Below are 13,599 nucleotides of genomic sequence, written 5' to 3' on the forward strand. Positions count from 1 at the left end.
CAACACAACATGAGTAATACAGAGATTCGCGTCGTCACCGGCCCGGCCAACTATTTTTCCCATCCCGGCAGCCTGTCGAGACTCAACGATTTTTTCACTACCGACCAACTTTCACGCGCCGTGTGGGTTTATGGTGAGCGCGCTATCGATGCGGCCCGCCCTTATCTGCCAGAGACATTTCATCTCGCCGAGGCTAAGCGCCTGCTGTTTACGGGACATTGCAGCGAAACCGATGTTGCTCAACTGGCAAAAGAGTCGGGAGATAATCGCAGCGTGGTGATTGGCGTGGGCGGAGGAACATTGCTCGACACCGCTAAAGCGTTGGCCCGTCGTCTGGATCTGCCGTTTGTCGGTATTCCTACGATTGCGGCGACCTGCGCCGCCTGGACGCCGCTCTCCGTCTGGTATAACGATGCAGGCCAGGCGCTGCATTTTGAAATTTTCCCTGATGCCAATTTCCTCGTTCTGGTCGAACCCGAGATCGTTCTCAATGCGCCAGAGGAATATCTACTGGCGGGGATCGGCGACACGCTGGCGAAGTGGTACGAGGCCGTCGTGCTTGCGCCTCAGCCAGAAAACCTGCCATTAACTGTTCGTCTGGGTATCGATGCCGCGCAGACGATCCGCGACGTCCTGCTGGAAAGCAGCGAGCAGGCGCTGACAGATAAACAACAAGGCTCGTTAAGCCGCACGTTTTGCAATGTAGTGGATGCGATTATTGCCGGAGGCGGCATGGTTGGTGGTCTGGGCGAGCGCTACACCCGCGTGGCGGCGGCGCATTCTGTTCACAATGGCCTGACCGTCCTCCCACAAACAGAGAAGTTTTTACATGGCACTAAAGTGGCGTACGGCATCCTGGTGCAGAGTGCGTTGTTGGGTCAAGATGCCGTGCTGGCGCAGTTAATTACCGCCTATCAGCGCTTCAACCTGCCCACCCGATTAGCTCAACTGGACGTGGACATCAATAATCGCGCAGAAATCGACAAAGTGATTACGCACACCCTGCGCCCGGTGGAGTCCATTCACGCCCTGCCGGTAACGTTAACGCCGGAGACACTGCGCGCAGCATTCGAAAAGGTAGAATCGTTTACGGTATGATTAGGGTATGGGATGCCTGATAGCGGCTTCGCCTTATCAGGCCTACGACGACTAATTATAACGGCAAATGCGATGTTGTAGGCCGGATAAGCGTCAGTGCCATCCGGCAAAAAATCAACAGCACTTCGCGCCGCCTTTCCCCCCATATCGCGCATCCTGGCGCTCGCGGAAAAATTCTTCGTAGGTCATTGGCGTTTGGTCCGGATGCGTGACGCGCATATGTTCAACATAGTTGTCGTAATCCGGCACACCTATCATTAATCGGGCGGTTTGACCTAAATACTTCCCGGCTTTGGAGAGTGTTTCAAACATAGTGATTCCCTGTCGTACAAACGCCCTCCCCATTCAGGAGAGGGCTCATTGGTTAAGAGAATATTAGTGCGCGCCTTTCGCCTGCGCCACGATCTCTTCGACATTCTCAGGCATCGGCTCGTACGGCGTCTCTTTCGAAGTTGGTTTGTCCTCTTTCAATGCTGCCAGCGCAGTTTTGATGGAGAACAGACCCAGCACCACAACGACTACCATGAAGAAGATGGTGAGACCCGCATCCAGGCGGTTGTTAAACACCAGCTGCGTCAGCTGCGACTGGGTGTACTGCGCCGGAATGTTACCGCTGTCGATCATCGCCTGGAATTTGTTGGCGATAGCGAGGAAGCCGATTTTTGCATCCGGGCTAAACGCTTTCTGCCAGCCAGCGGTCAGGGTACAAATCAGCAGCCAGGCGGTTGGGACCAGTGCCACCCACGCGTAGCGCTGGCGTTTCATCTTGAACAGCACCACAGCACAGAGCATCAACGCCATACCTGCCAGCATCTGGTTGGCGATACCAAACAGCGGCCACAGGGTATTAATACCACCCAGAGGATCCACCACGCCCTGGTGTAAAAAGTAACCCCAGGCCAGTACGCACAGCGCCGTCGCCAGCAGGTTCGCAGGCAACGAATCGGTACGTTTCAGGCCCGGTGACACCACGCCCAGCAAGTCCTGCAGCATAAAGCGCGCAGCGCGTGTACCGGCATCAACCGCCGTCAAAATAAACAAAGCTTCAAACAGAATGGCGAAGTGATACCAGAACGCCACATCCATCATGCCACCCAGTGCGCCATGCAGAATGTACGCCATCCCGACGGCCAGCGTCGGCGCACCACCTGCGCGGGAGATAATGGATTGCTCACCCACTTCATTGGCGATTTGGTGCAGAGTATCTGGCGTAATAGCAAAGCCCCAACTACTGACTACCTGTGCTGCAGAAGCCACTACATCAACCGTGCCCGCAGGAGCCAGCACCGCCATCGGGCTGTTCATCGCAAAGTACACGCCCGGATCGATGATGCACGCGGAAACCAGCGCCATAATGGCGACAAAGGATTCCATCAGCATTCCGCCGTAGCCGATAAAGCAAGCCTGCCCTTCATTCGCCAGCATCTTCGGCGTGGTTCCGGAGGAGATCAGCGCATGGAAGCCAGATACCGCACCGCATGCAATGGTGATAAACAGGAACGGGAACAGGTTACCGGTCCAGACCGGGCCAGTACCGTCAACAAACTTGGTCAGAGCTGGCATGGTCAGCGTCGGACGCATGATCAGAATCCCTACCGCCAGACCAACAATGGTGCCGATTTTCAGGAAGGTAGAGAGGTAATCACGCGGGGCCAGCAACAGCCACACCGGCAGCACGGCGGCGACAAAACCGTAGCCCACCAGCATCCAGGTCAGCTGTACGCCGGTAAAGTCAAAGTACGGTGCCCAGGTTGGGCTTTCCGCTACCCAGCCGCCGGAAATAATGGCAAACACCAGGAATACCAGACCGATGACCGACACTTCACCAATGCGGCCCGGGCGCAGATAGCGCAGGTAAATCCCCATAAAAATCGCCAGCGGGATAGTGAACGCTACGGTGTAAGTTCCCCACGGGCTGTGGGTCAGCGCTTTCACGACAATCATCGCCAGTACCGCGAGGATAATCACCATGATCATAAAACAGGCTACCAGCGCAATAACACCCGCCGTAGGGCCCATCTCTTCTTTCACCAGTTCGCCAAGGGAACGACCATCGCGACGGGTAGAAACAAACAGCACCATGAAGTCCTGCACCGCCCCTGCCAGTACCACCCCGGCGAGCAGCCAGATCATACCCGGCAGATAGCCCATTTGCGCCGCCAGCACCGGTCCAACTAACGGACCCGCTCCGGCAATCGCCGCAAAATGGTGACCAAACAGTACTTTTTTATCGGTGGGTACATAATCCAGACCATCGTTATGACGCACGGCTGGCGTCATACGCGTCGGGTCCAGCGCCAGTACATTTTTCGCGATGTACAGGCCGTAGAAACGGTAAGCGATAAGGTAGACACAGACTGACGCCACGACTATCCACAACGCGTTGATCTGTTCACCACGATTTAACGCAATATATCCCAGGGCAAATGCTCCGATAACGGAGAGCAATGTCCAGAGGAGGTATTTCCCTGATTTATTCATAGTTGTTGTCCGTTTGCGTGATCCAGAAAGATGTTACATTTTGTTTCTATAACATCTTTCCTGATTTTAACAACCTGACAACCACATAAACCTGAGACATCACTGACTATTTACATTGCATTGTTAACTGGATCACCTTTGCTACAACTATAGCTGAAACAATTACGTTACTTATGCGGCTGGGCCAGCGTTTTGCTTGCCCAGGAGGCCAATTACAGAATTCATCATCAACATAGATACATTTACAGTAAATTATAATTATTTAGCATTTCATCACTCTGGCGATGTGCCCTTATTTTAAAACCATAAGTAGCAACATCCTTAATTATAAAACCATTAATAATCTTAGGATATTCTCATTTTTTATACATGGAGTGCTTTTATTAATCCTGATAAAAAAATCAGACATCAAAAGCTACCTTTAGCGATGCCCCCTACCTATAATCCAAAGCAACATTGATTAAGTGAAATCACATAAAATCATCACCACCGCCTTCTGACATATATTTCAAAAGCATACATAGAAACATCCAAAATCATTTTACGCAGAATGTTGTTCATTAATGGCGGCATAATTTTATAAGGATATAAATAATGAATAAATGCTATCGCATTGTCTGGAATATCGCGCGAAACATGTTCATCGTCGTGTCAGAACGCTCTCGTGGTGATAACCGGGTACGAACCACCGTTGCCGGGGTGCTTTTATCAACCGTCGGCATCATGACCAGCGCCGCCCTTGCCGCAGATAAAGGGCCACAGAGCGGAGAAACCATCATCCTGAACAATGGTGACACTATAACGTCATTATCAGGAGAGACGGGTATCGATAGCACCGTGACTGGTGGTCAAGGAGTGCAAATTGAGGGTAAGGCATCAATTAACGTTACGGGGGATAGCGGTTCAATCGGCGTTAAACTCGATAATGGTGTGATAAATGATTTAGGAAACGATACACAGATTAACGTAACCGATACCGGTTCAACCACCACAAGCTCAACAAATGGTGTTTACATTAGTAAAGTAAATCCGGGTACTCGCATCGATGCCAACAATCTATTAATTAACGTTGCCAGTAACAACACCGCCTATGGTGTTTATATTCACGGTATGGATTCATCTCTCGACTTCGGGCAAGGAAGCAAAATCAACGTTGAATCCCTGAGCGGAAATAGCACCGGTGTCTTTTTCTATGATGGCGGTAATACATTCACCATGGATGGCGGTTCCATTCATGTAACCTCCAACTCCGCCGGTAAAGCGACGGGTATCGATACCTCCAGGGCAGAGAAAACCACGCTCAATCTGGGAGACAACACCCACATAGAAATCAACAGTGGTACCGAGAGAGGCAGTGGTCTCTATTTCGGCAAAGATACAACGCTCAACGCGAACGGCCTGGTTATTGATGTCACAACGTTAGACTCAGCAAATACTGTGATGATTTATGGAATCCAGACAGGGTCAAACAACCATATTAATCTGGGTGAAGGCAGTAAGATAACGCTCTCCACCCCAGGTGGAACGGCCTATGGATTGACGTCAGGAAGGGGAAGTCAGATCGCTGCTAATAACCTGACGATCGATGTATCCACTACCTCTACAGGACACACAAGTGGCCGCGGCGCAGACATCTCAGGCAACATCGACTTTGGCCACGATTCGACCATAACAGTGGCAGGCTTTTCCGAAGGATATGGTCTGTTTGTCGGAGATTATTCGGCGACAAAAAAAGAAGACGTCACTGCCGCAGCACATGCCGAAAACCTGACAATTGAAGTGACCGGCGGCAAAACCGAAGGTATCCGTATAGAGGGAGGTCTGGTAGATCTCGGTTCCGGCAGTTCCATCAGCGCCACCGGAACGGCATCAACTATTTACCTCACTGGCCGAGGATACGGGGAACTTGACGCGGATAACCTGACGGTAAAAACCGCGCAAGGAACAGCGATAACAGCCCAAAGTAGCATGTATGCCACCGTCGTTAATATTGGTGAAGGCAGTACGATCGACGGACGAAGCGACACCGCCAAAACGTACGGGCTGGTAGCCAACACATCTTTTTCTGACCCATCAACGATCAATTTCAACGGTTCTCAGGATAATCGAAACACAATTTATGCCTCGGGAGGCTATGGCGCATCAGCACAATTTAGTGGCTCAACTATTAATATCTCCAATACCGACATCATTATGAACGGAGCCAATTCCTACGGGCTTTCGGCTATAGGCGATAACAGTTTTACCCGCGCAGGCATTATTAATGCCAGCAACATGAACATCGACATGACAGGAGCCAGCAACGCTTCTGGCGTTATGGTTCAACAGGGCGGCATCGTCAATCTGAGTGGTGACACAACGATTAAAACCAACGACGATGGAATCGCTATCTGGGTACCTAAAGTGTCGTCCGGCAGCAATATATTGCCCGGTGGCACCATCAACGGTACGGGAAAAATGACGATTATCGGCGACATCGTTAACAGCGGCTGGGGATATATCAATCTGACAATGGATGCGGGATCTTATTTTGAGGGCGCAACATCCATCAATCACGACTTTAACACCCGGGGCCTGGACTCTGAGCTTAACCTTACGCTCGCCGATCAAGGAAAATGGCTCGTTACTGACAGTTCAACCCTGACATCGCTGGACAATGCGGGTACCGTAGAACTGGCAGCCGACAGCACATTACATGCTAATAGCCTGACGTTGCAGGAAAGTAGCATCCTGAATGTTGATCTTAGCGCAGCAGCCCTGGCCAGCACCAATAGCGCACCATTGATTACCGGGGGTGAGATTGCGTTAGACGGTGATTTACATATCAGTAATAGCGGCAACGCGCTGGATATCGGCACACTCACCTCTGACGCTCAATTACAAGACATTGAAGCCATTACGTTGATTGATACAGACTCTTCAATCACCGGAGATTTTGCCAGCTTATCAACGGATACTGACTCAATGCCGGATTACCTGTCAGTATTCGGGCAAATCAGCGCCACAGATAACACCCAATACCAATTGGGTGTTGGCCTGAACTGGTATGCCGGACAGTCTGGCTCCGTCGCCACCCCTGCTCACGGCACATTCACCCTCGATGGCGGCAAGCAGTTTACTGTCAATAGCCAACTGGAAGACGTCGCATCAGACACGCGCAGCGGTTGGGACGGTAAGAGCCTTACCAAAAAAGGAGAAGGCACACTCACTCTGACGTCGAATAACACCTATAGCGGTACCACCGCCGTGCAGGAGGGGACGTTATGGCTAACAGAGACAGGCGTTATTGGCGCCGCAGGCAGTCAGCAGTATGTCACTATCGGGAAGGGTTCAACCTTAGGTGGCAATGGCACCGTTAACAGCAACGTGGACAACGCTGGAACATTACGCTTTGGCGATAATACTGCCGCCCAAAGCAGTTTTATCATAAACGGTAATGTCACTAACAAGGGCAGTATCGCAAGCTCCGGGACGACGCCGGGCAATACATTGACTATTAACGGCAACTACACCGGCAATGGCGGTAACCTGACACTCAATACTTATTTAGGCGACGATAGCTCGCCGACCGATGAACTGATTGTAGCGGGTGACGTGGACGGTAAAACCACGCTGTACATCAACCAGGCTGGAGGAGAAGGCGCATTCACCGACCAGGGTATTGAAATTGTGAATGTTGGCGGTACATCAACAGATGATGCTTTCTCGCTGGGCAATCGGGTCCTGATTGGGCCGTACGAATATCGCTTATACGAAGATAATGAAAATTGGTATTTGCGCTCACAGGCGGAGGCACCCGATGACGGGGGAGATATTACTCCTGTCGATCCTGACGACGATGGCAGTGACGTAACCCCCGTCGACCCCGATGACGGCGGCAGCGACGTAACCCCCGTCGATCCCGACGACAGCGGCGGCGACGTAACCCCCGTCGATCCCGACGACGGCGGCAGCGACGTAACCCCTGTCGACCCAGATGACGGCGGCAGCGACGTAACCCCTGTCGACCCCGATGACGGCGGCAGCGACGTAACCCCTGTCGACCCCGACGATGGCGGCAGCGACGTAACCCCTGTCGACCCCGACGACGGCGGCAGCGACGGTAAACCATCAAATCCACAATACCGTGCCGATATCGGCGCTTATCTGGGGAATCAGTGGCTGGCTCGCGAGCTACAAATGCAAACGCTTTTCGACCGTGAGGATAGCCAGTATCGTTCACATGAAGGTGACTTATGGCTACGTGTAAAAGGCGGAAACACGGACTCTACTGCTGCGGATGGAAATGTCGACATGGACAGCGATTACGTCCGGTTCCAACTTGGCGGGGATATCGCCACCTGGAACAACGGTCAGCAAAGTCTGACGCTGGGACTCATGGGAAGCTATATCAATGGCAGTACAGATAGCACAGGAAACCGCGGCGCAGATGGCAGTCAGTTTTCAGCCACCGGAGATATCGACGGCTACAATTTGGGCGTTTACGCAACCTGGTATGCTGATGCTATGCGTCATCGTGGCTGGTATGTCGACAGTTGGTATCAATATGGTTTCTACGATAATAGCGTTGAAAACGGTGATGCAGGAACAACACATTACGACTCAACCGCCAACGCGCTCTCTCTGGAAAGCGGCTATCGATATACGATGGACTTCGCCAGTAACCAATCGTTAAGTCTGATACCGCAATTACAAGTTGTCTGGCAGAGCTACAAAGCGGACAGCGTGCAAGCACACAATACGCGTATTGACGGTCAAAATAGCGAAAACTGGACCACTCGCCTCGGTCTTCGCGTCGAGGGTTCGTCACCGACAACCAATGCGATTCTTCAGCCATTCGCCGAAGTCAACTGGCTACATATGACCGATGATATGGCGGTATCCTTTGATAACTCAGCGGTAAACCTGGATCTTCCCGCCGATCGCGCTGAAATAAAACTCGGGATCCAGGCCGCTATCAACAATCAATGGAACATTAGCGCGCAGGCAACAGGGCAGAAAGGAAACAACGATTTCAGCGATCTCAGTGGCAGCGTTAACCTGCACTATAGCTGGTAATCTACACAAAAACGCGTCTGGTATGCTCAGACGCGTTTTATCTTTCACCCCATAACCGCCGTGCCTAAACGGCAGGTGCAGCAGCGTCGTCCCTGCTCATCAAAGATGACGATTTCCCAGCTTTGATTTTGACGCCCAAGATGCAACGGCTGACAAACGCCGCGTACTTTCCCCTGCGATACCGCCCGATGATGCGTGGCGTTTAGTTCCGTCCCCACCACACACTGCCCGTCGCGCGTCATCAGATAACCCGCCATCGAACCCAACGTTTCCGCCAGGGCCGCCGACGCGCCGCCATGCAGCAGGCCAAACGGCTGATGCGTTCGGCTATCCACCGGCATTTCGGCTTCCAGCACATCATCACCCAGTCGTGTATAGACCATTCCCAGATGCGCCACCATCGTGTTCTGACTGGTGGCATTGAGTTCATCCAGCGTCAAATGACGTTTCCAGATCATCGTCATGCCCCCAGCGTGGAACCGCCGTCCACCACGATATCCTGTAATGTAATGTGGCTGGCCAGATCGGAAGCGAGGAATAAAATAGTGTTGGTGATCTCTTGCGGCCGGGCGATTTTCCCCAGCGGAATCCCAAGCTTAAACTGCTCGCCAAATCCACGAATGCGCTGTTGCTCCGCGTCATCGCTGACCCACAGCGTACGCTGCATGTCGGTATCGGTCGACCCCGGAGAAACCACGTTACAACGCACACCGCTGCCTGCCAGTTCAAGTCCGACGGTCAGCGCCAGGCTTTTCAACGCGGCCTTTGACGCACCGTAAGCACTCATGCCGATACGCGGCGTGTGCGCCGCATCCGACGCGACGGTCACGATCGCCCCGCCCTGCTGGCGACGAAACTGCGCCATCGTCTGCTGAAACAGATTGAACGCTCCGCCAACGTTAACCGCAAACGTCTGCTGCCACTCCTCAGCGCTTAGCGCATCGGTGGCACCCATACGCAAAATACCTGCGGCATTGACCAACACATCCAAACGCTCGCGCGCTTTGAGGACGCGCTGGCACACCTCAGCTACCTGTCCGGCATTCGCCACATCCAGCACTTCGGTCGTAAACGGGTAGTTATCCTGAGGAAATTCGCGATCGAATCCAGTCACCTCAGCACCTGCATTCGCAAACGCCAGCGCCGTGGTGTAGCCAATCCCTTTTCCCGCCCCGGTTACCCAGACGGTTTTCCCGGCAAAATCAAATCCGGCCATTACTTCACCTCGCGGGAGAGCAGAGCCCACCATGCGTCAATGGTCGGTTTTTTCGCCAGCATCACGAAATCAATATCACCATGAACCTTACGCCAGCGCGCCGCCAGCGCCATCATGCGCACGGAATCCAGCCCATAGTCGATCAGGTTTTCGTCATCCATCGGCTCTTCGGACTCATCCAGCAGCGGTAGAATAATGCTGCGCAACGCATCTTTACTGACCGGAACCGGCGTCGGTAATAATTCCTGGGTCATAACCACACGCCCGGAACGTCCCGCCACGTATTTCAGCGACATCAAGTGTTCGTCACGGCTAAAATCCGCCAGCGCATCGGCAACCATAAACGGCTTGATGTCACGCATGAAAGCGTCCGTTGCGGTGGTCATACAGCCAATATGCGCATACACCCCGGTGATGATCAGTTGATTACGCCCGGTTTCCTTGAGCATCTGTTCAAGCGGGGAGCGATGAAATGCGCTATAACGCCATTTCACCAGAATGGTATCCGCTTCATCCGGCGCCAGCGCCTCAACGATCTTTTGTTGTTCCGGCGAACGCGTCAGGCCCGGTCCCCACATATCATTGAGCAGAGCGCGGTCTTCATCACTCTGCTCTTTCGGTTGAGCGGTGTAATACACCGGAATATTATGCTCTTTGCAGTACTGGCGCAGCGCGGCGATGTTCGCGACGACCTGCTCCATCATCGGACAGTTATCGCCCCAAAAGCCGATAAAATAATCCTGCATGTCGTGGATCAGCAGCGCGGCGCGTTCAGGGTCAAATGCCCAGTCGACTTTGTTCACCGGAATATCGAGCGCCGTTGGTAGCGCATAAGCCTGCAGTTTAGGAATTGCCATTTCTATTTCTCCTTCAGGCCAGTGAACGTGATGCCAGCCACTGACGTAATTGTTTTTTATCTACCTTCCCCACTGGAGTCAGCGGTAATGACTCAACGCACTCAACACGATCGGGTAATTTGAATTCCGCCACACCCTGTTCGCGCAGAAAACGGCGCACCTGAACCGCGCGCAGCGGTTCTTTTACCACTAGCCAGGCACAGCTTTTCTCGCCCATCAGTTCGTCATCCATACTGACCAACGCGGCATGGATAACCATTGGATGGCGCAGCAACAGGTTTTCAATCTCTTCAGCAGCGATCTTCTCCCCGCCGCGGTTGATCTGATCCTTTTCGCGTCCCTGAACGGTGATGTAGCCATCCGGGTCGATAGCGATCAGATCGCCGGAACAGTAAAAGCCGTTGGCGTCAAAGGCGCTGGCATTATGCTCAGGGCTTTTGAAATAACCACGGAAGGTGTACGGACCACGTGTCATCAAGCGTCCGGTCTCTCCCTGGGCTAAGGGGTTGCCGTCAGCGTCTGCTACCCAGACTTCATCATCAGGACACATCGGGCGACCCTGGGTATTGATGATGCGCTCAGGACTGTCGTCCAGACGGGTGTAGTTCACCAGCCCTTCAGCCATGCCGAAGACCTGCTGCAACTGGCAGCCAATCTCAGCCGGAATACGCGCCGCAAGCGTGGCGGAAAGTCTCGCTCCACCGACCTGTAGCAGTTTCAGCGAAGCCAATTGCGCATTGCTGCCCCACTCCGCAATAGCCTGCAACCACAGGCTCACCGCAGGTGGCACAAGCGCCGTGACGTTAACCTGATGCTGTTCAATCAGCGGGAAACACAGGGTAGCGCTCGGGTCGGCCGCCAGCACGACGGTGCCGCCGGCCAGGAACACGCCCAGCGCGCCTGGCGAACTCATGGCGTAGTTATGCGCCGCCGGGATTGCGCATAAATAACGCGTTTCCCCGGTGAAGCGGCAAATCTCATTGCTGCGACGCACGCTGTAGTAGTAATCGTTATGAGTGCGAGGAATCAGCTTTGGCGTCCCGGTCGTCCCGCCGGAAAGCTGGAAGTACGCCACCTCATCAGCGGGCGACGGTGTAGCAGTAAAATCAGTCGCAGGTTGGCTTATCGCCGTTTGCAGATTGTGTTCACCTTCGTCGTTGTGCAGTTGCACCACGCGCACTGAATTGTGTTCGGCCACAAAAGCGTTTAGAAAATCGTCCCCGCTAAACAGCGTATGCTGACGATCGGCAATCAGCAGCGCCGGTTCAATCTGTTTGGCATAGGCGTTGAGTTCGTTACGCTGATGGCTGAACAGGGCCAACACCGGAGCTACGCCCAGCTTGAGTAACGCAAAGAAGGTGATATACAGCTCAGCCACATTGCCCAGTTGTACCAGCGCGGTTTCACCGGGTTTAATCCCTTGGCGACGCAAACTGCAGGCAAGATTGTCAGCGGCCTGATTCAGCTGGCGATAGCTCAGATAGCGTTCACCATCAATAACCGCCGTATGGTCGCTGTCGGCATGACGGGTCAGAATGTCGGTCAGCGGCAAATCCTGCCAGTAACCTTTTTCACGATACCTGCGGGCAAACTCTTCCGGCCAGCGGGTGAATGGAATACTCATTATTGCTCCTTAAAACCAGTCCACAAGGCTCTTAATGCAGTCCAAAAACATTCAACATCGTGGAGAGCTTGGCCCCCGTTTCACGCCATTCCGCAACCGGGGAAGAGGCTGGAACAATTCCTGCTCCGGCAAAAAAACGCACCTGATTGCGCAGCAGCTTCGCACAGCGGATCGTCACTACCCACTCACCGTTACCTTCGGCATCACACCAGCCGACAATACCGCCGAACAGTTCGCGATCGAACGGCTCCAGCTCGGCGATAAGTTTGCGCGCAACCTGATGTGGGAAGCCGCTCAGCGCAGGCGTCGGGTGCAGCAGGCACGCCAGCGTCAGGGCGTTTTCCTGCGCGTTGGCTTTACCTTCAAACGGCGTGCCGAGGTGCCAGAGCGTCGGCGTAGTAACCAGCTGCGGAGAAGAAGGCAGTTGCAGTTCACGGCTGCGATCGCGCAATATCGTTTTCATAGCTTGCGTCACCAGTTCGTGCTCATGGCGGTCCTTCTCAGATGCCAGCAGGCGGATCCCTGCTTCGCGATCCAGCACATCATCAGGCTGACGACGTGCAGAGCCCGCCAGCGGCAGAGAACTGAAACGCTCGCCTTCTTTGCGCAGAAGCAATTCCGGGCTGGCACCAATCAATACGCCGCCGTCTTCAATCGGCACATGGAAGTTGTAGCTCGCTGGATTTTGCGCCACCAGACGCTCCAGCAGCGCACCGCTGTCAATGTTGGCATCGGTGGTGATATCGATCAGGCGTGACAACACCACTTTGTCGACTTCCGGAGTAGACGTCAGCGCAGCCGCCCGGGCGACCATATCTTCAAAAAAGTCCTGTTCCGGGATCGATTTACGTTCCACGACGTTCAGCGACTGATGCGCGGTAAAGTAACGTGATGATTGCTGCTTCGCCGTACGAGAAAAGCTCTGCCACGATTGGGGAATAAACAGCGATGATGGCTGGCGGGTATCAAAGGGAATCGCCCCGACCATGACAGGATTCGCGATACCCTGTGATTTGGCATCAGCAAACAGTGTGTTCATTTTTTGTTGGAAAGGGCTGTCTGGCGAATCGCCATCAATTGCCGGTTCCGCATAGCGGGCGAAGCATCCTGACGTCGTAAAACTACGGTACGGCGACATAAAGAAAAAACTGTCGGGAGCGAGCGTCGGCATAGTCTGCGTTTTTTCCTCGGCCAGTGACGTATCCATATCATCCTCCAAAAATGATAAAGGCTCTAATAATGATTATCATTTATATTTTCGGTCG

The 13,599-nt window shown here is 53.3% G+C and carries 9 protein-coding genes; 2 read left to right on the top strand and 7 right to left on the bottom strand.

Annotated features, from left to right (window positions below):
- Positions 1 to 9: 9 nt before the first annotated feature.
- Positions 10 to 1,098, top strand: a complete 1,089-nt coding sequence (locus tag OGX66_RS10400) for an oxidoreductase (RefSeq protein ID WP_088902611.1) — start codon at positions 10 to 12, stop codon at positions 1,096 to 1,098.
- A gap of 114 nt (positions 1,099 to 1,212) precedes the next feature.
- On the opposite strand, the gene OGX66_RS10405 is transcribed toward OGX66_RS10400, so the two are convergent.
- Positions 1,213 to 1,410: a YbdD/YjiX family protein gene (locus OGX66_RS10405; RefSeq protein ID WP_006685574.1), complete on the bottom strand. Its 198-nt coding sequence runs from the start codon at positions 1,408 to 1,410 to the stop codon at positions 1,213 to 1,215.
- Positions 1,411 to 1,473: 63 nt separating this feature from the next.
- Complete coding sequence (cstA, locus tag OGX66_RS10410) at positions 1,474 to 3,579, bottom strand: pyruvate/proton symporter CstA (protein ID WP_003022061.1); 2,106 nt, start codon at positions 3,577 to 3,579, stop codon at positions 1,474 to 1,476.
- A gap of 594 nt (positions 3,580 to 4,173) precedes the next feature.
- On the opposite strand from cstA, the gene OGX66_RS10415 reads away from it, so the two are divergent.
- A complete protein-coding gene (locus OGX66_RS10415; RefSeq protein WP_286511484.1) occupies positions 4,174 to 8,637 on the top strand; it encodes an autotransporter outer membrane beta-barrel domain-containing protein in 4,464 nt (1,487 codons plus the stop codon).
- Positions 8,638 to 8,681: 44 nt separating this feature from the next.
- Here the strand turns inward: OGX66_RS10415 and entH are convergent, their stop codons facing one another.
- From entH to entC, 5 genes are read right to left on the bottom strand one after another with little or no spacing between them, the layout of a single operon-like run.
- Complete coding sequence (gene entH / locus OGX66_RS10420) at positions 8,682 to 9,095, bottom strand: proofreading thioesterase EntH (RefSeq protein ID WP_003022055.1); 414 nt, start codon at positions 9,093 to 9,095, stop codon at positions 8,682 to 8,684.
- A gap of 2 nt (positions 9,096 to 9,097) precedes the next feature.
- On the bottom strand, positions 9,098 to 9,853 hold the full coding sequence (gene entA, locus OGX66_RS10425) for a 2,3-dihydro-2,3-dihydroxybenzoate dehydrogenase EntA (RefSeq protein WP_003022049.1): 756 nt from the start codon (positions 9,851 to 9,853) through the stop codon (positions 9,098 to 9,100).
- Positions 9,853 to 10,710 (bottom strand): isochorismatase, encoded by an 858-nt coding sequence (locus OGX66_RS10430; RefSeq protein WP_088902613.1) that lies wholly within the window; start codon positions 10,708 to 10,710, stop codon positions 9,853 to 9,855. The genes entA and OGX66_RS10430 overlap by 1 nt, the downstream gene beginning before the upstream one ends.
- Positions 10,711 to 10,723: 13 nt before the next feature.
- A complete protein-coding gene (gene entE, locus OGX66_RS10435) occupies positions 10,724 to 12,334 on the bottom strand; it encodes a (2,3-dihydroxybenzoyl)adenylate synthase EntE (RefSeq protein ID WP_032936901.1) in 1,611 nt (536 codons plus the stop codon).
- 31 nt (positions 12,335 to 12,365) lie between these two features.
- Complete coding sequence (entC, locus tag OGX66_RS10440) at positions 12,366 to 13,541, bottom strand: isochorismate synthase EntC (RefSeq protein WP_003847433.1); 1,176 nt, start codon at positions 13,539 to 13,541, stop codon at positions 12,366 to 12,368.
- Positions 13,542 to 13,599 lie beyond the last annotated feature (58 nt).

The sequence above is a fragment of the Citrobacter sp. Cf072 genome (genome assembly GCF_030334485.1).
Classification (GTDB): Bacteria; Pseudomonadota; Gammaproteobacteria; order Enterobacterales; family Enterobacteriaceae; genus Citrobacter; species Citrobacter freundii.

What these genes read in the sequence shown, in the direction of transcription:
- entE (WP_032936901.1), bottom strand. Translation starts at nt 12,334, where the DNA reads ATGAGTATTCCATTCACCCGCTGGCCGGAAGAGTTTGCCCGCAGGTAT.
- entH (WP_003022055.1), bottom strand. Translation starts at nt 9,095, where the DNA reads ATGATCTGGAAACGTCATTTGACGCTGGATGAACTCAATGCCACCAGT.
- entA (WP_003022049.1), bottom strand. Translation starts at nt 9,853, where the DNA reads ATGGCCGGATTTGATTTTGCCGGGAAAACCGTCTGGGTAACCGGGGCG.
- entC (WP_003847433.1), bottom strand. Translation starts at nt 13,541, where the DNA reads ATGGATACGTCACTGGCCGAGGAAAAAACGCAGACTATGCCGACGCTC.
- OGX66_RS10430 (WP_088902613.1), bottom strand. Translation starts at nt 10,710, where the DNA reads ATGGCAATTCCTAAACTGCAGGCTTATGCGCTACCAACGGCGCTCGAT.
- cstA (WP_003022061.1), bottom strand. Translation starts at nt 3,579, where the DNA reads ATGAATAAATCAGGGAAATACCTCCTCTGGACATTGCTCTCCGTTATC.
- OGX66_RS10405 (WP_006685574.1), bottom strand. Translation starts at nt 1,410, where the DNA reads ATGTTTGAAACACTCTCCAAAGCCGGGAAGTATTTAGGTCAAACCGCC.
- OGX66_RS10400 (WP_088902611.1), top strand. Translation starts at nt 10, where the DNA reads ATGAGTAATACAGAGATTCGCGTCGTCACCGGCCCGGCCAACTATTTT.
- OGX66_RS10415 (WP_286511484.1), top strand. Translation starts at nt 4,174, where the DNA reads ATGAATAAATGCTATCGCATTGTCTGGAATATCGCGCGAAACATGTTC.